At 50.6% G+C, this 17,204-nt stretch carries 13 protein-coding genes; 5 read left to right on the top strand and 8 right to left on the bottom strand.

The window, feature by feature from the left end; all coding sequences use genetic code 11:
- Positions 1-99: 99 nt before the first annotated feature.
- The gene (locus tag Q0W37_RS07395) at positions 100-1,248 is read left to right on the top strand and encodes an A/G-specific adenine glycosylase (protein WP_297700232.1); all 1,149 of its coding nucleotides are present in this window, start codon (positions 100-102) and stop codon (positions 1,246-1,248) included.
- Between the two features lie 78 nt (positions 1,249-1,326).
- Here Q0W37_RS07395 and Q0W37_RS07400 read toward each other — a convergent pair whose 3' ends face one another.
- From Q0W37_RS07400 to fmt, 4 genes are read right to left on the bottom strand one after another with little or no spacing between them, the layout of a single operon-like run.
- On the bottom strand, positions 1,327-3,027 hold the full coding sequence (locus tag Q0W37_RS07400) for a hypothetical protein (protein ID WP_297700234.1): 1,701 nt from the start codon (positions 3,025-3,027) through the stop codon (positions 1,327-1,329).
- Positions 3,027-3,665: a hypothetical protein gene (locus Q0W37_RS07405; RefSeq protein ID WP_297700236.1), complete on the bottom strand. Its 639-nt coding sequence runs from the start codon at positions 3,663-3,665 to the stop codon at positions 3,027-3,029. The genes Q0W37_RS07400 and Q0W37_RS07405 overlap by 1 nt, the downstream gene beginning before the upstream one ends.
- A 5-nt stretch (positions 3,666-3,670) precedes the next feature.
- Positions 3,671-4,945, bottom strand: a complete 1,275-nt coding sequence (locus Q0W37_RS07410) for a transcription antitermination factor NusB (RefSeq protein WP_297700238.1) — start codon at positions 4,943-4,945, stop codon at positions 3,671-3,673.
- Positions 4,933-5,859, bottom strand: a complete 927-nt coding sequence (gene fmt / locus Q0W37_RS07415; protein WP_297700240.1) for a methionyl-tRNA formyltransferase — start codon at positions 5,857-5,859, stop codon at positions 4,933-4,935. The genes Q0W37_RS07410 and fmt overlap by 13 nt, the downstream gene beginning before the upstream one ends.
- A 79-nt stretch (positions 5,860-5,938) precedes the next feature.
- On the opposite strand from fmt, the gene Q0W37_RS07420 reads away from it, so the two are divergent.
- On the top strand, positions 5,939-6,712 hold the full coding sequence (locus Q0W37_RS07420; RefSeq protein ID WP_297700242.1) for a hypothetical protein: 774 nt from the start codon (positions 5,939-5,941) through the stop codon (positions 6,710-6,712).
- A 9-nt stretch (positions 6,713-6,721) separates the two neighbouring features.
- Here the strand turns inward: Q0W37_RS07420 and Q0W37_RS07425 are convergent, their stop codons facing one another.
- Entirely contained in the window at positions 6,722-8,992 is a 2,271-nt protein-coding gene (locus Q0W37_RS07425; protein ID WP_297700244.1) for a LysM peptidoglycan-binding domain-containing protein, read from the bottom strand.
- 30 nt (positions 8,993-9,022) lie between these two features.
- Complete coding sequence (locus Q0W37_RS07430) at positions 9,023-9,181, bottom strand: hypothetical protein (RefSeq protein WP_297700246.1); 159 nt, start codon at positions 9,179-9,181, stop codon at positions 9,023-9,025.
- Between the two features lie 80 nt (positions 9,182-9,261).
- Here Q0W37_RS07430 and Q0W37_RS07435 point away from each other — a divergent pair, with 80 nt between their 5' ends.
- Positions 9,262-11,391 (top strand): thrombospondin type 3 repeat-containing protein, encoded by a 2,130-nt coding sequence (locus Q0W37_RS07435; RefSeq protein ID WP_297700247.1) that lies wholly within the window; start codon positions 9,262-9,264, stop codon positions 11,389-11,391.
- Positions 11,392-11,468: 77 nt separating this feature from the next.
- Complete coding sequence (locus Q0W37_RS07440) at positions 11,469-12,068, top strand: peptidylprolyl isomerase (protein WP_297700249.1); 600 nt, start codon at positions 11,469-11,471, stop codon at positions 12,066-12,068.
- Between the two features lie 621 nt (positions 12,069-12,689).
- Here Q0W37_RS07440 and Q0W37_RS07445 read toward each other — a convergent pair.
- Complete coding sequence (locus tag Q0W37_RS07445; protein WP_297700251.1) at positions 12,690-13,988, bottom strand: hypothetical protein; 1,299 nt, start codon at positions 13,986-13,988, stop codon at positions 12,690-12,692.
- A 106-nt stretch (positions 13,989-14,094) separates the two neighbouring features.
- Between Q0W37_RS07445 and mutL the strand changes: the two genes are divergently transcribed.
- Positions 14,095-16,005, top strand: coding sequence for a DNA mismatch repair endonuclease MutL (mutL, locus tag Q0W37_RS07450; RefSeq protein ID WP_297700253.1), 1,911 nt, complete (start codon positions 14,095-14,097; stop codon positions 16,003-16,005).
- On the opposite strand, the gene Q0W37_RS07455 is transcribed toward mutL, so the two are convergent.
- Positions 15,958-17,202: a hypothetical protein gene (locus tag Q0W37_RS07455; protein ID WP_297700255.1), complete on the bottom strand. Its 1,245-nt coding sequence runs from the start codon at positions 17,200-17,202 to the stop codon at positions 15,958-15,960. The genes mutL and Q0W37_RS07455 overlap by 48 nt on opposite strands.
- Positions 17,203-17,204: the final 2 nt, after the last annotated feature.

The raw sequence follows: 17,204 nt of genomic DNA on the forward strand, positions 1-17,204 counted from the left end.
GATCAGTAATCAGAGTCAATTTGTCAATAGTGACTTAAGAATCACAACTGAGAACAGACAACTAGCAACGGGCAACTCATAACCGCTCATCCCCCCCCTATGGACAACACCTCCTTAAAAAAACTGCGCGAATGGTTCAAGAAGAACGCAGCGGAACTCCCGTGGCGTTTAAAGGACCTTGACGCATGCCGCGATCCATATGCCGTATGGATTAGCGAGACCATGTTGCAGCAGACGCAAGTGGCGACCGTACGCGAATATTTCATTCGATGGATGGAGCGGTTTCCCGATGTAGAGACACTTGCCGCCGCCGAAGAAAGCGAAGTATTCCGCTACTGGCAAGGGCTCGGGTATTACAGCCGCGCAAGGAATATACTGAAAACAGCGAGGATTGTAGTCAATTCTCTTGGAGATTGCCACGCCCCCACCCTGCGGCAGGCTCAGGGACCTGGGGATCCGTCGAGGATGACGTTGAAAGGCAAAGCCTCATTGCCCGATAGTCGTAAAGAGCTGGAAGCGCTGCCCGGAATCGGGGCATACACCGCAGGAGCAATTTTAAGCCTCGCCTACCACCAGCGCGAAGCCATTTTAGACGGCAACTTGGTGCGCATTTTTTCAAGAGTTTATGCACTCGACTTCTTGCCGACCGATTCGAAGGAGTCCGCCGGGACATATTGGGAATACGCCCGCCAAATCGCAGATTCCCCCAAGGCGTACATGCATAACGAAGCGTTGATGGAGCTCGGTCGCACCGTTTGCAAAATCAAGAATCCTGACTGTGCGAGTTGTCCGCTTTGCAGAGACTGCATAGCCTTCGCCGAAAACCGCGTCAGCGAATTTCCACCGAGCAAAAAGCACATTCAAAAAGACTGGCACGGCACCGTCCTTGTCATCGAAAGTGCCGACCACAAAATTTTAGCGGTCCACGGCGGACAAAAGTTTTTCAAGAATCAGTTTACCTTGCCGCATTTCGAATCACCGCGCAATGCCACCACGGGACTCCCCGCGCAAGCAGAAACCTACGTTAACGCCGACCAGATAAACTCCGTTCAAAGCATCGGACAAATCAAGCACAACATCACGGTGCATAAAATTGAATGCGACGTTTTGCATATTCTGCTCAGAGGAAAGGCTCCCATTCGCAATAAACAAGCAAAAACGGCGCATGAAATTCAGTGGATTGAGCGAGAAGAAGCTCAAGAATTTTTTGCGAACAGCTTCTGCCTAAAGGCGCTAGCGCTTCTTTAACACGAGATTGCCACGCCTCCTTGCAGGAGGCTCGCAATGACATCGCGGAGAAAAATTCACAAGGAGCAAATACGTTTACTAGAACGTCTTTTTCGCCGTGCAGATAAAGCGGATGCGGTCATAGCCGCCGTTCACCGTTTCCATCACTTCGTCGGCCAGCACATGCAACAGCGTTCCCGTCAAAGTCAAGCCGTACTTCGGAAACATCTGCGAGAACGAAGCATCCCAGGTCCAGTCACCCTTAACCACCATCGGATCGCGACTACGCAAATTCCACTGGGCATCGCTGCGGTAGCGCAACGAATGCGAAACCTTGAAGGATCCATTCAAGAGCCAGTCTCCGGTAAAGCCCGTATAGAATTCGGCAGGCGTCACTTCCGCATTTTCAACGGGGCCGTCAATGCGTTCAAAACCCGCCATCGCGCTAAACTTGAACATATCGCGGTACCAGGCATTCAGCCACAGTTCTCCTGTAGCACCCTTAATCCAATCGTTGATTCGAGACACATCGCCATAGCGGGCCTGCAACTTACTTTTCTCGACGACCTCAAAACGCTCTACTTCGAAAGTTTCGGCCCCATATTCCGCCCAGTAGCTTCCTCGACCTCCGAGAGAGACGTTTCCTAAAGTGTCCACGAACGAAACATAGCCCTGGACGAGATTCATCTGTCCATCAGCAGTCAACTCAATAATTCGATCTTCATAAAATTCGCGGGTATCCGCCAAGGGATTCAGACGCGTACCCGAAATGTTTTTCACGCCAAGAACCACGCCCAAGTCTTCGGGAGTGGGGGCATGCAACTGAACGCTATCCTGCACAAGCCAGTCGCGATCATTTATACCGAACATCACATCGGCGGTCAAGCGAGTTGCGGGTTGAACACGCAGTTCCATAAAAGGCCATACCACGCGATCATCTTCAAGTTCCGTATAAACCGTACCGTCATCCTCCACCGTACGGAAAGAAAGACCTGTCGACACCTGGAAAATGCCTTGTCTACAATTACGGCCACACTTGTAGTAAACAGAACCGTTTACCTCTTTTCGAGATCCCTTTTCCTTTTCTACCTTATTCTGATATTCAATATCCTCGTAGGCAACCGTCACGTAAAAATCCTTGATGTCGGCACGGGCTTCAACACGGGGCTTATAATGTAGCGGAATCCAGCGCGACGTCGCCGAATAAATCCAGAGATATTCTTCGCCCGCAAGCACCGATGCGTTCACAAGAGAATTCGTGTAACCGATTCCGCCGTACGCCGAACTGAAAAGGGGCCAGTTCGCACCAAAGTGCGAAAACTTGCCATCTACCCTTTTAACACGATACCCATAGGCACCGCTGCAGAAATGGTCATCTTGAAAGACGCGGCCCGTTGCCCACAGGCCCTTAAAATTAGGCGTTCGAAAGCCACCTTCCAAAATAGGAGTTCGGTTAGCGGGACGATCGGATTCGGTAATGAAATCCTGATAAATCAAATCACCCAGTTCATTGCCAGTCTTCACCCAGATTCCCGGTTCGAGCGGAGTCCACGAAGGGGTACCCGACATCCGATTAAAAAGCAGACGCTCACGCAACTTAGAAGGGGACCAAAGTTCGCTTTCTGAATGTAAACCACCGGCACCCAGGATACGGTCATAAACAAATGTTGGGCCGCCAATCAAAAAAGTTCCATCGGCACGAGTTTCATATTCCATGCCTTCCATTTCAACGTGAATCTGCGCCAAGGCACCTGCCGCAAAGGCGAGCAAAAGGGAAACTGTCAAAGAAAATCTTTTCATTACCACAAATCCCTTTCAATATAAAGTCCAGCATAAAGCATGTCAGAACGTTTAGGGAGTGTCCAAATTTCTTCCCACATGATATTGAAACCGACATGGTACTTTTTATGGTTAAAGAAATTCAACTTCAGCCGGGCAAACCATCCGAATTCCGTTTCGTTATCGGTAAGCGTTCCCCCTACATCCGAAAATTCGGGACGGTCCTCTTCTTCGTAATCCGCACGGGTCCAGTTGCAGGCAAAGCCTGCCCCAATAACGACAGGACTAATCAGAGGCAAACGCCAATCGAGCCCTACTTTTCCCATCACTTGATGAACTCCGTCGTAAGGGACTTTGTCTTCGCGGGGTTCAAAATAGGTATAGTGAATCATCACGATGCCATCTACATTTTCCCAATAGGCATAGCGTAAACCAAGCCCACCATAAAAGGAATTATCTACAGCATCGATCAAGTCGCCAAACGGATAAACTTCGCCGCCTTCAATAGAAATGGAAACGTGAGAAAAAGCAATATCTTCTACGGACGCTGCGTTGTCGGAGGACGTTTGAGATTCTGTGGTTGGTTTTGCCGAAGGTTCTGCAAACAAATTCACAGCAAGTACGAAAATGCCCCAAATCAGTAATTTTAACTTATCCATAATCGCTATTTTCGGCTCAGGGCCTGGGCAAAAAATCCGTCAAAACGAGAATCTCCGGAACCAGGATAAACGGGTTCACCTCGTTTTTCAAATTCAGGATATTCCTTCACGAATCGATTGATGACCTTGGTCGTTTCCTCGGGATCGGGGCTGCAAGTTGCATACACGAGAATTCCACCCGGAGCAAGCTTTGCCGAAGCTGCCGTCAAAATATTGTACTGCAATTCAGCAAGTTCCTTGATGGATTCCGGCGTAATGCGATAGACCGATTCCGGACGGCGGGCGATAACACCCATATTGCTACAGGGAACATCAAGAAGAATTCGATCAAATTCAGACGAGAGACGAGAGACGAGAGACGAGAGAGGTTTGTCAGAAGACGAGAGGGCATCGAGGCATTCCACGCGGACATTCGTAAGGCCCAAGCGGTCTACAAGGTCACGCATTTTGAGCACACGGAATTCCGAGACATCACTTGCAAGAATATCGAGCGAAGCATCCATCTCGGCCATGAGAGCAGCCTTTCCACCGGGTGCCGCACAGGCGTCCCACACCTTGAGGCCCGACTTCAAGTCCAGAAGCTTTATGACTTCGTAGGCAGAGGGATTTTGCAGGCTGAATTCGCCCTTCGCAAAGGACTCCGACTCTAAAATGGTCTTGAGTTTTGCACCGGCGCCCACCTGGATGTAACGGTCATACAGAATCGAGGCCCCCGTCAGTCCCAGTTTCTGGGCAACCACCGGAGCAGACGCCTTCTGCAAATTCACGCGAAGCCATTCCACGGGGCGTTCAAGCGTTGCCTTTGCCATCGCCTCGGCGCGTTCACCGCCGTAAATATCGAACCAGCGACGCACCAGCCATTCCGGCACGGAATTTTCTATAGAGACGCGGCGAACCCGCTGCGGAGGAAGCTGCGGGAGGCCGGACCTCCGCGCGGCATGCAGCACGGCATTCACAAGCCGCGCGGAGCCTTCTCCAAGGCTCGCCGCCTTAATCAGCTCGACCGTCGTCGCGACGGCGGCATGGTCCGGCACCTCGGTGAAGAACATCTGGAAAAGTCCAAGCTCCAGTACCGTGCAGACTTCAAGCGAAGGAGCCTTTTTCACCAGCGACTTCACAAAATACTGCAGGTACAAGTGTCTGCGGCACACCCCCAGCGCGAGTTCCATCGCAAATGGCGAGAGTCCGCTTTCCTTAATGAAGTTTCCGTCCTTTTGCCAAAGCAAAAGAACACGGAAGGCCTCCATGCGTTCTTTCAAGGATTCATCTAGCAAAAGCAAAGTCCTTCGCGTTTCTGGATTCCACGCATAAAGTCGGCGACAGGCATCGGCTTCTTGCCTTCGGCCTGAATTTCGATCACTTCGAGTACGCCCTCGCCTGTACCCACGTAAAAGCGATTATCCTTAAATTCAACCGCACCCGGAGAAAGTTTCGGTCCGTTTTCGGGCGTGTCCGTCTTGCGCAAGTAAACCATACGGCCACCGAGCTTTCCATAGCCACCCGGCCACGGATTGAAGGCACGAATGCGGTCATGAATTACCTTCGCCGGCAGCTTGAAATCAATCAGGCCTTCTTCCTTTTTCAGCTTCGGAGCGCCACTAGCCTGCGCATGATCCTGCGACAAGTCCTTTTCACAGCCGTTCTGCAACTGGTGAATGGCATCGTCCAGCGCTTCGCAGCCAGGAGCCACCATCTTTTCCAGGAGGCTAGCCGTCGTATCCTGATGGTCGATCACCACCGTCTTCTGCGCAAGAATCGGACCGTGGTCCATCTTTTCGTCTAGGCGGAACACCGTCACGCCGGTTTCCTTAAGTCCATCGGCAATGGCGCGCTGCACCGGAGCGGCTCCGCGGTACTTCGGCAACAGACTCCCGTGAACGTTTACGGCACCGAACTTAGCTACAGCAAGAATATTCTTCGGGAGAATCGAATAGGCGACCACCACAAAGAGGTCCGCATCGAAAGCACGCAGGGCGCTCTCGAATTCGGGCGCCTTCAAATCAGTCGGTTGCAACACAGGGAGCCCGTATTCGAGAGCCAGTTGTTTCACTGGCGGGGGCGTAAGCACGCGCCCGCGCCCTGCGGGCCTATCCGGCTGAGTCACCACGGCGACCACGTCCGCAAAATCAGATTCCTTGAGATGCTTCAAAAAACAAGCCGCAAATTCCGGCGTACCCATAAATACAATTTTCATGGCAGAAAATTTAGAAAACCGGCTTCCATCCATATTTTCGCTAAAAGAAACTCCCCCCTGTTTATGTTATATTTATGTTATGAAAAAGAGAATTTTAACGCTATTGTCCCTTTTCTGCACGTTCTCCTTTGCAGACAGAATCGTTGTCGATACCACCATGGCGGCTTCCGACAACAGTGAACATCTTGAATACGAAGACCGCGGCTCTTTCGGTCCGTACGTCGAATTCAACAATATCAAGATGAGCAACGTCACCTACAACTACAAGGTACATGGGCACAAATTCGATATTTCCATAGACAATTCCTACATCTACGGTGCCTCAGGAAGCCTGCCGCTAACGGAATGGCTCGACATCTACCTGATGGCCGGCTACCAGTATCTGGGAGTAAGCCACCATCCGCGCAACAGCGAGGCTGTCTACGCCGATATGGAGGCGCTTTTCGATGACTTCTTCGACGCACCCTTCGACAGTTCTGATGTCGATGGACGGCACCAGATTCATACAGCCCTGTTCCAGTTTTCACTCGACTTTTCGCTTCCGCTCGTTTATAGCTACAAGCACCAGTTTATGTTCAAGCTCTACGCTTTCGGCGGTGCCCTTGTCGGAAAGACATTCTTTGCCGACGACACGCAGTTTTTGTCACCGGTTCTTTACGGCTATACCTACGGCGCGGGGTTCCGTTCCGCCTTGCACGGATTTTTCTTGTCCGCAGGAGTCAAGAACAGCCACGAATATTTCCACACCTATTTCGAAAGAAAAACGGGTGAAAAGAAGGAGGATGACGAATTTATGCTCGACATCAACTCCTATTTCAGTCCCTACGTATCGCTTGGAATCACGCTCTTCTAAGGCCTGATTTTACTGCTTAATTTTGAGACGCTGACCGGCCTTGATTTTCGTATCTTTAAGGTCGTTCCACTTGACAATATCTTCTATCGTCACCTTGTACTGACGGGCGATATCCCAGAGACCTTCGCCCTTCTTTACGGTATGCACCTTGGTTTCCGCTTCGGGTTCGCCACTTACCTTGAGGCGCTGCCCCACATCGATATTCGTGTTCTTCCCCATATTGTTCAGGCTCTGGATTTTGGCAACAGTCGTTCCAAACTTTCTGGCGATGACGCTCAAGTTGTCGCCCGCCTGAACCACATACACAGACACCTTTTCAGAGTTTCCCTTCGAGACACTGGCCGCCTTCGGACGCGACTCAACCTTCACACTCTTCACGGCGGGCTTACGAACGTATTCAGGAATGACGAGGGAATCCCCCACCATCAGGCGACGGGTAAAGCCCTGGTTCGCCTGCATAAGCAAGATAACGGGAACATCATACGCTTTCGCAATGGCTGCGTAGGTGTCCCCTTCCTTTGTCACGTACTTTTCGCCTTTCGCAAGTTTGGGGCGGCTGATTTCTTCGGCAGGTTTCAATTCCGGTTTCGAGACAAACAACGTATCGCCCGCACTTACAAAGGCAGCCGCATCCAGGGAATTCCAAATCCGTAGCGATTCCTGAGACACACCGAACTTGCGCGCAATCGAGGCCAGGTTATCACTCAGCTGGACAACATAGATGCGCACCTTTTCCGGCTTCTTAGAGCCACTTGATTTTGGTTTCGGAGTCACCTTGACTGGGATCAGAAGCGACTGGCCGGCCCGAATTCTAGAGCCCTTCATATCGTTCGCCTGTTGCAGTTCAGAAACCTTGATTCCATACTGCCTTGCAATAATGCCGAGGCTTTCCCCCTTGCGGACCTTGTGGTGTAGCCAGCTCGAGAAATTATTCTTTTCCATCTTGTCATAGCCTTCGACAAAAGCGGCACGGGTCCCTACGGGCAAACGCAAAAGATACGATTCCCTATTTGGCGGAGTACACCACTTGACTAGCTCCATATTGAGGCTCCGGAGAGTATCTTCCTTGACATCTAGGAGTTTAGCGACTTCTTCGAGCGGAAAAGAATCAAAGACCGTCACCGTGTCAAAATCAGGGCGATAAGTCTTTTCAACCGACATTTCGTACTGGTCCGGATAATGCCCTATAACCATCGCCGCCAAAATTCGGGGAACATAGCGCATCGTTTCCTTGGGAAGCTCCAGTTCCCAGTAAGACACCGGAAGCGTTGAATCGCGACTTGAATCCGCCTGCATTTCGCGGACAAGCCTACGTACGCGGCCTTCGCCACAGTTGTAGGCAGCCATCGCCAAAAGCCAGTCCCCAAATTCGTTATGCAGGCGCTTTAAGTACTTAAGGGCAGCCATCGTCGCCATTTCAGGATTGCGGCGCATATCCACCCAGTAATCCACTTCAAGACCGTAACGCTTGCCCGTTTCGGGAATGAACTGCCACATCCCCGAAGCCTTCGCACGGCTGTAAGCCTTCAACTTGAATCCCGATTCCACCAAGGCAAGGTAAATCAGGTCACGGGGCATATTAGCAGAATCCAGCTGCGCATAGACCAAGGAATCGTACGCCGTTTTTCGGTTTAGCGATCCCGACATAAAACTACGCGCCGCATTGGTCATGTAGTAGATTTCTTGCAGCACACGGTCGTTAAAGACAACGGGCAACGAGAACTGCGAAACATCCAGCGTATCCAGGAAACTTTCAATCACTTGCAGGGCTGCGCTATCCGCCTCGCTTTCATCGAGGGCGTCCACCCCTTCGATCGAAACCTCGTTCCGCACAAAATTTTCGGCATTTTCACCGAGATCCGCTACATTCGGGTACACCTCATCCAAGGCACGAACAATGCGTAACGGCATCGACACCCGGTAAAGGGAATCCTCGCTTTCACTCACATTTTTGTAGGTCGAATCAAACTTTTCGGCAACGAGCTGACGCAGGGATTCATCCAGATAATGCCTCGCCAAGAGCCATTCCTGATTGTCCATCGCCTGCAACGCATACTGATAATAGGTCCAGGAAGGGCGAATCGACAGAGAATCCGAAATTTTTTCTTTCAACGCATTTTCAGCAAACGAAACGGAATCCTGTTCCACAACGGCGGGAGCGACAACGGGAGCAACCTCCACAGGCTTGCTTGCGCAACCGACAAAGTTCAAAACCAGGGCGACCAGGCAAAGGACTTTTACGGCAAGGCCCCTGCGATAACGGTGCGGGACTTCATCCAAACACTTTCTACCAAAAAATTCCATTATAGACTAGTTTCCGACAACGCGCTCTACACCAAACCAAATGACACCCGCCAAAATAAAGGCAGCAATCATCTGCAAGATAATGATGACCCGATTGATCCGGTAAGCCTTTTGCGTTTTGCGGTGCCAGGACGGCAATTCCTGTTTTTCGTTCGATTCGTTCATTGCGGGAAAATATAGTAATTAGTAGACAGTGGTTAGGTTACAGGTGTCAGGAGGCAGATTACTATATTATATTTCTGTATATGAAAAAGTTGTTTGCCGCTTTAAGTCTACTCTCTATTTCCGCCTTTGCGCAGGTGGGAATCGTGCACTCGACGAGCGGCATCCATGTTCCGTCGGCAAACACACTCCCCCAGGGGCATCTTTTTGTTTCAGGGGCATTTGAAATGGTTAGCGACGGACAGGCCCTAAGTATGGAAGGCCATTACGTCGACGAAGACGCAGGCAAAGTCCAACTCGACAAGAACACCCCTTCCAATGACGAGAACCTATTCCTTTCCTTCGGGCTTCTCGACAATTTCGAAATGGGCTTTACGCTACCGTTCCACTACGACGGTGAAATCCGGGGACACAACCTCAAGGGCCTTGCGCTCGGCGACCTCCAGATGATGGCAAAGGCAAACATTCCCATCAACGACTGGTTTCACCTTGGTTTAAGTGGCGAAATTTTCATTCCCACAGGCTCCAAGGAAAAAGGCTTTCGCACCAGGCACCGCTGGTACACAGCAACCAACGGAGACGCCTACGCCTATACGGCAAACACCTTAGCCGCCGAAGGAAACCTGCACCTGTCTATAGATATTCTGAATTACGCAACGTTCAATGGCTATAGCGGAATTCTCAAGACCATCGAAGACAACAAGAATTTCTTGCTTTGGGGTGCCGGATTCGAAATATTCCCAGAGATGAGACTAACAGTCATCCTTGAAGCCTCCGGTGAATACCCCTTGCATACGACACATGCTCACAACGATTTCTTGAACAGCCCTTTCCGAATGACCCCCGGATTAAAAATTCACCTGCCCTACGAAAGCGCCCTCACCATTTCGGGCGACATCGGGCTTGGCTACTTCACCGACAAAAAGACCGAAGACGGCCTCCCTGTAACGCTCCAGTCCACCGATCCGCCCATTCAGTATACGCAATACGGCTCTCCCGATTTGACTATAGCCATTACCTTCAGCAAGGTATTCGACTTTAGCTGGAATGACGAGGACCATGATGGCGTCATCGACCGAAAAGACATGTGCCCGAGTACCGCAAAAGGTCTCAAGGTGAACGAACGCGGATGCCCTGTAGACGAAGACCAGGACGGAGTCCTGAACATCGTAGACTTATGCCCAGGAACCCCATTCGGGCTTACCGTGGACTACAACGGCTGTCCCCTCGATTCCGACCACGACGGCGTACCCGACTACCTTGAAAAATGTCACGGCACCCCCAAAGGCTTTGCGGTAGACTCCACCGGATGTACACTCGATACCGACGGTGACGGCATTGACGACAACAACGACAAGTGCGCAAATACGCCCAGAACAGAAAGGGTCGGTCAAGACGGTTGCCCCCTGGATCAGGATCACGATGGTGTTCCTAACGCAACAGACCTGTGCCCCAACACCCCCGAAGGAATTTCCGTAGACAAGTCAGGATGTCCGCTAGACTTTGACGGAGACGGCATTCCCGACGAACTAGACAAGTGCCCCAACACCATTCTTGGAGAAAAGGTGGACCCGTGGGGCTGCCCCATCGACAGCGACATGGACGGTGTTCCCGACGCCAAAGACCAGTGTGACGAAACCCCGCTTGGCGCCACCGTAAACGCGCAAGGATGCCGCATAGACCTGGATGGAGACGGCGTATTCGATGAAAACGACAAATGCCCAGGAACCCCCGAAGGCGCTCCGATCGATAGCCTCGGCTGCCCCCTGGATTCTGACATGGACGGTGTTGCAGACTGGATGGACCAATGCCCGGGAACACTCCCCAATGCAGCCATCAACACGCATGGTTGCCCCATCAACACCAAGCTCAACTATAATTACATTGCCCGACGCATTCGCTTTAAGGGGGCGGACTCCACCCTGCTCAATTCTAGCTACACCGCGCTAAACGACATCGTCTACATGATGCGCCAGCACCCCATGACACTTGAAATCCAGTGTAGCGCAAGCGACATTTCATCGGAAAATGCAGAACAGGTGGCAATCGAGAGAGCTGAAGTCATATACAACTACCTTGTAAAAAAGGGAATCGACGAAAAGCGCCTCAAGTACAGTGGATTCGCAAAAAAGCTTCCGCCGACACTTACTCAGAAAAAAGGCAGCACCGACATTGTGCGCCTAATTCCCGCAATAGAAATAAAGAAAGACTAATCTGCTATTCGTTTTTTCTATATTTGACACCCATTCTTATCGCGGAACAGCACCGCAAAAACAAAAAAGGATTTTCCATGAAGATTGCCGACAAGACCGTTGTCCAAATGCACTACACCCTGACCTCCGACGAAGGAAAAGTCATCGACTCCTCCGAAGGTCGCGAACCGCTGCAATACATCCAGGGCGCACACATGATTGTTGTCGGACTGGAAAAGGCCATGGTCGGCCACAACGTGGGCGACAAGTTTGACGTCAAGGTGATTCCGTCCGAAGGCTACGGCGAATACGACGAATCGATGACGCAGGAAGTTCCATTGGACGTTTTCCAGGGAGTCGAAAAGGTCGAAGCAGGCATGATGTTCTACGCCAATACGCCCGCAGGCCCGATGCCGATTCGCGTGAAGAGCGTTTCCGAAAAGACTGCAGTCATTGACGCAAACCACGAACTCGCCGGTCAAAATCTGAACTTTGCGATTGAAGTTGTTTCCGTTCGCGAAGCTACCGAAGAAGAACTGAATCCCGGACACCACTGCTGCTGTGGCGGCAAGGGCGAAGGCGAATGCAAGTGCGGTGAAGAAGACCACGAATGCGAATGCGGTGGCCAGGGCAAAAAGGAAAACTGCGATGGAAATGGTGGCTGCGGCTGCCCCAACCACGATAAGCATCACGGCTAATTTCGATTTTTAATTTGTTTCAACTTACAGGCACCGCTTCGCGGTGCCATTGCTTTACTATAGGACATGCTTTGTTTTGTGGCATCAATGCGTTATAAAAAAGACTAACTCGTAAGGCGAGCGAAGCAGCAATGCTTGCATTGCCATTTCCGAGCCGTAGAATTGGCTTTATTTACACGCCATCAGCCGAATTAAATAAAGACCGGTTCCCAAGGCGAGAGATGCGTCGATGCTTGCATCGACATATCCGAGCCGCTGAATTGGCTTTATTTACACGCCATCAGCCGAATTAAATAAAGACCGGTTCCCAAGGCGAGAGATGCGTCGATGCTTGCATCGACATATCCGAGCCGCTGAACCGGCTTTTCTTTTGTCCCTAAAGGGACAAAAGAAAAGAAAGGGCTCCCTTGCGGGAACCCTTTCCTAAGAAGGAGAAAATATGAATCGGTATGTGGAACCTTGAACCTACCAGGAGGGGAGCAATGATAGTGTCGTTTCAGGATTTACCCTTCTACCGTTTCACAATTACAAATATACCCTTTTATTTTCGATCCGGAACTACCAAATTACTTATTTTCCTAATCCGTTTCAATTACATTCTCGCACAAAGTAACTAGATGTTTACTCTTCGCGAAAAATAATCTTACATTTCGGAACAAAGCGGAATCCACCGCGGCGATGGCGTTCGATTTCGAAGAATCTCTTTACGCCTTCAGACGGATGTTCCGGGTCATCGGATCCGTTGATGTGAGCAATGACGCGGTTCAAGCGGCTTTCAAAATTCGGACGCAGCGGGTCCATGCAAATCGAGGAGTCACGCTTGAATTCACGGTTCTCGAATTCTTCACGGCCCGTGGCGCTGTATTCACGCAACAGGTTACGAAGAATACGGGCAGGCACGTTACGCATCAGGTGCTTGTTGTTCACAGAAATAGAATCGTCGCTCTTGTAGTAGATGACCGTCACGGAGTCGTTCATCGCTTCGAGCAACTGTTCCTGAGCCTTCTGGATGGGTTCCCAGGAATCGAATTCCTGCTTCACCACAGCGCTCATCAACTTGTTGAACGGTTCCGGAGCGACAACGTTTGCCTTGTAATCAAAGTAGACCACGCTTGCCGGTGCGCCGTAATAGCAGCCCTTATGAATCAGGACCGCGCCCACCTTTTCGTCGATGACATCTTCGGTAGCACGGATACAAGCCATCTTCTTTTCGGCTTCAAATTCCCATTCAAGACCGTATTCTTCAAGGCAATCGCCGAACGTCATATACTTACCGACCTGGCGACCGTTCACGTAAACGCAACCATCATCGCGGACTTCGGCCGGCACTCGGTTTTCAAGAGCTTCGACAAAAGACGTCTGGGAAGCCTTGTATTCAATCAGTTCATACGGCGGAGTGTTCAAAAGAATCGTGCCGATCTGCACCAGGCCGTTGAACCACCGCATCGGGTTCGTGATGAGCATACCCGGAGAATCGAAACGATAAGAGAAATATTCCTTGCGGAAGCCATCCACCAGGTCACGACGGAGGAACTTCGAATTCGTAAGGAGCGGGTAACGCTTCGGGATAATGTCGAGGCAGAGCTGACGGACATCCTCGGTCGCATAGAACTGCGAAACGTAAGGCAGATAAGAGCGAAGCACGCTACGAGCAGGAACAGCCTCGAACGAGGCACAGCGGTCTATAATGCGCTGCACGAAAGCATCCGGATTTTCGCCCCTTTCGTACAGCCAGTTCACCACGTTGTTCATCATCAACCTGTGGATGCCCTCGTCAACAAAAGAATCCTCAAAGTAGATGTCGTTCAACACCTTGACATTAAAGCGAGAATCCCGCTTGATAAGGGTAAGGATGTCCTTAACCGGATAAGAGATAAGCAACTCAATGTGAGTCAACTGCAGGAAGAGATTTGAAAGCACTTTATACCTCACTCTTTTGAATGATACCAAAAATACCACTCAGCCATTTGTCTTCTTAATTTAGCAAAAAATACGAAATATTCGTTCAAAAGGCTATATTTGGGCTATGAAAACGGCGAAAATACATGTTTTATCCGATGAAATCATCAATAAAATTGCCGCAGGCGAGGTTATTGAGCGCCCAGCATCGGCAGTAAAGGAACTTATTGAAAACGCAATCGATGCCGGAGCCACCCGAATTCAGGTGACAATCGAAGAAGGTGGCAAGAAAAAAATCCAGGTGACCGACAACGGAAAGGGCATGAATTCCGCCGACCTGGACCTGTGTTATTTACGCCACACGACCTCTAAACTTTTTAGCGCCGACGACCTTTTTCACTTACAGACGAACGGTTTTAGAGGCGAAGCCGTTGCCTCCATCGCCGCGGTATCCAAATTAACGATTACAAGTGCAACAGACGAAGGCGACAGTGGCCGACTCGTTTTGGAAGGCGGAAACGTTATTCGAAAAGAAGACGTTCAGGCAAGCCGCGGTACCACATTCTTAGTCGAAGACCTATTCTACAACACCCCCGTACGCCGCACATTCCTAAGCAGCGAAACTGCCGAAAGCACGCGCATTTTTGACGTTGTCCTAAAAACCGCTATTGCACATCCTGAAATTCGCTTTGACTATAAAGTCGGCGACAAGTCCGTTTTCACGGGAGTTCCCGGAGAACTCCGCAACCGCATCGCCGAGGCAATCGGTTCAAAAATCGCAAAGGTACTCCTTCCCGTCGACTACACCGAAGCGGGCGTTCATATCTGGGGGTACATCTCCCCAACCACCGAAACGAACGGCAAGCGGAACCACCAATTTTTATTTATCCGCAACCGCCCTATCGAAAGCAAGATGATCAGCAAAGCGGTGCAGCAGGCTTACGAACCTTACGGGGCACAGTGCAAACCGGTATCTGTCCTATTCATGGACATGCCGGATATGGAATTCGACGTAAACGTACACCCCGCCAAGAGGGAAGTCCGTTTCGCCAATCAGAACCTAGTCTTCTTGGTTGTCGCCCACGCCATTCGCGATACGTTTACAAAGAATATGGAGTCGAATTCACCGTTCATCGACTTAAGCGATGAAATCGCGGGCATTTCGCAAACGAAACCGACCGAAGTACAAGACAATCCCAAAGTTCCCTACGGCTTCGAAGAACCGATTTACAAGCCATCATCGAATTTTGCCCCAAGCCCCTCTGATTTTGCTACAAAGGAATCCTCGGGCGACATTCCTGAAATGTCCAACCGCCAGGCAACGCCTTTTAACTACGAAAGACATCGCGAGACCCACCCCGCCGAAGACCTTGCACAGGACATGTTCAGCCAGCCCGAAGCAGGCAAAGTAATTTCGCTCGAAGGCCATGTAAACGAAACGCCCGCCCCCACACCACAGTGGGTTCCGCCGACTTTTTTTCAGATTGCAAACACCTATATCGCAGGTGAAGATTCCAACGGGCTCTTAGTCATCGACCAACATGCGGCACACTCGCGAGTCCTTTATGAACAAGCTCTAGAGACTCTAAAAAAAGGTTCAGCCCTCGACAGTCAGGAACTTTTGTTCCCCGAACTTCTGGACCTTTCCAAAATAGAAGTCGAAGCACTCCGAAGCGTCGAGGATCAGTTCAAGCATCTGGGATTCTACATCGAACATTTCGGCGGCGAAACCTATCAGATACGCGCGATTCCAAGCGCACTCCCGCTTTCGCGCGCCATCAAGGCGGTCAAGGACTTTCTGGATAGCATCGGCGACGAAGGTAAAGGCGAAGGCGACATGGTAAAGGTGCAAGACACCATCGCGAAAGCCTGGGCAAATACGAACGCCTACCAGGCCGGCGACAAGCTAAAGCCCGAAGAAATGGCCGCACTCGTAAGTCAACTGATGCTCACCGAAGAGCCCCTCAAATCCCCCTACGGTCACCCGACGCTACTGCGCTTTACACTCGACGAATTGGCCAAGAAATTCAAGCGCTAGCCCTTCGAGCGTTTTGCCCACCGAGAGTTTTGCGTGAAGATTCGAGGTTTCGGGTTTCAGGTTACAGGTTTCAGCCCCGTGCAAGTGAGCATTTTCCGTTCCATTCAAGCAATCATCAATTTTTTTTGCCAAGGCACATTGTTGGAAAGGGCCAAGAATATACTCAGGATACACCTGTTTTCCTAAGATGATATTGGGCAGGGCAAAATACTTTGTCCTAATAAAAATTCGCCCTAGACAATAAGTCAGCAAATCCGGCTTGGTGCAAACAACGAACGGAATGCCAGACAAGGCAAGTTCTAAAGTCGCCGTACCTGGACAGGCAAGAGCAAAGAAATAGCTGCCAAAGAACGCCCTTCGGGCTGATATTTCCGACGGCACCTCGACCACCTGCACATTCGCAAGATTCTTTAAACAATGTAAATTACAAAAATCAGTGACAAATTCTTGAATAGGCGCCACAAGTTCACTGCGGGCACAGGCGATCGTGACCGACTCTGGAGGCTGATTCAGATTCGCGACGGTATTCAGGTAAACAGGCAAATTACGCAACGCCTGCGACTTACGGCTCCCCGGCAATAACAGACAGCTTTGACTAGAGATTGCCGCGGTCGCAGAGATCCCTCGCAATGACGTATTTTCCTCGATGTACAATTCCGAAATCCGAATTCCGAATTCCGAATTAACGAACGGATGTTTTACGCGCACAACGTTGCAGAGAGCCTCTGCGTAAGCCCGCTCTTCAAAATCAAAGAATACCGCAAGTTTGACATAAGGGTTTTGGGCAAGAACTTTCGCACGCCCGCGTTTCCACGCCCATACCTGCGGAGGCGCCACATATAAGGCTGGCTTATGCAACTCCCCCGCCCGTTTAACCAATTTCATGTTGAAGCCGGGATAATCAATCGCAATTAGCCCCAAGCATTCCGGCGATTCAAGAGCCGATTTTAGAATTCTAAAGCTCTGACGCAGTTTCAAATATCTGGGCAACACATCGCCAAACCCCGAAACGGGCAAATTTTCAAAATCAACCAGGGGAATCATTCCCGCATCTTGCATCCGGTGCCCGCCCGACCCCTGAACAAAAATATTTCGAAAGGCCGCATTTTCAGAAAGAAGCGCCCTTACCAAGGGTTCTCCGATAACATCACCGGAATCTTCTCCAGCGCAAATCAGAATGTACGGCTTACACGCCATAT

Origin of the sequence: uncultured Fibrobacter sp. (assembly GCF_947166265.1) — a bacterium.
Classification (GTDB): Bacteria; Fibrobacterota; Fibrobacteria; order Fibrobacterales; family Fibrobacteraceae; genus Fibrobacter.

Bases quoted from the DNA above. Each gene is read 5' to 3' on its own strand.
- Q0W37_RS07395 (WP_297700232.1), top strand. From the start codon at position 100: ATGGACAACACCTCCTTAAAAAAACTGCGCGAATGGTTCAAGAAGAAC.
- Q0W37_RS07400 (WP_297700234.1), bottom strand. From the start codon at position 3,027: ATGAAAAGATTTTCTTTGACAGTTTCCCTTTTGCTCGCCTTTGCGGCA.
- Q0W37_RS07405 (WP_297700236.1), bottom strand. From the start codon at position 3,665: ATGGATAAGTTAAAATTACTGATTTGGGGCATTTTCGTACTTGCTGTG.
- fmt (WP_297700240.1), bottom strand. From the start codon at position 5,859: ATGAAAATTGTATTTATGGGTACGCCGGAATTTGCGGCTTGTTTTTTG.
- Q0W37_RS07420 (WP_297700242.1), top strand. From the start codon at position 5,939: ATGAAAAAGAGAATTTTAACGCTATTGTCCCTTTTCTGCACGTTCTCC.
- Q0W37_RS07430 (WP_297700246.1), bottom strand. From the start codon at position 9,181: ATGAACGAATCGAACGAAAAACAGGAATTGCCGTCCTGGCACCGCAAA.
- Q0W37_RS07435 (WP_297700247.1), top strand. From the start codon at position 9,262: ATGAAAAAGTTGTTTGCCGCTTTAAGTCTACTCTCTATTTCCGCCTTT.
- Q0W37_RS07440 (WP_297700249.1), top strand. From the start codon at position 11,469: ATGAAGATTGCCGACAAGACCGTTGTCCAAATGCACTACACCCTGACC.
- mutL (WP_297700253.1), top strand. From the start codon at position 14,095: ATGAAAACGGCGAAAATACATGTTTTATCCGATGAAATCATCAATAAA.
- Q0W37_RS07455 (WP_297700255.1), bottom strand. From the start codon at position 17,202: ATGGCGTGTAAGCCGTACATTCTGATTTGCGCTGGAGAAGATTCCGGT.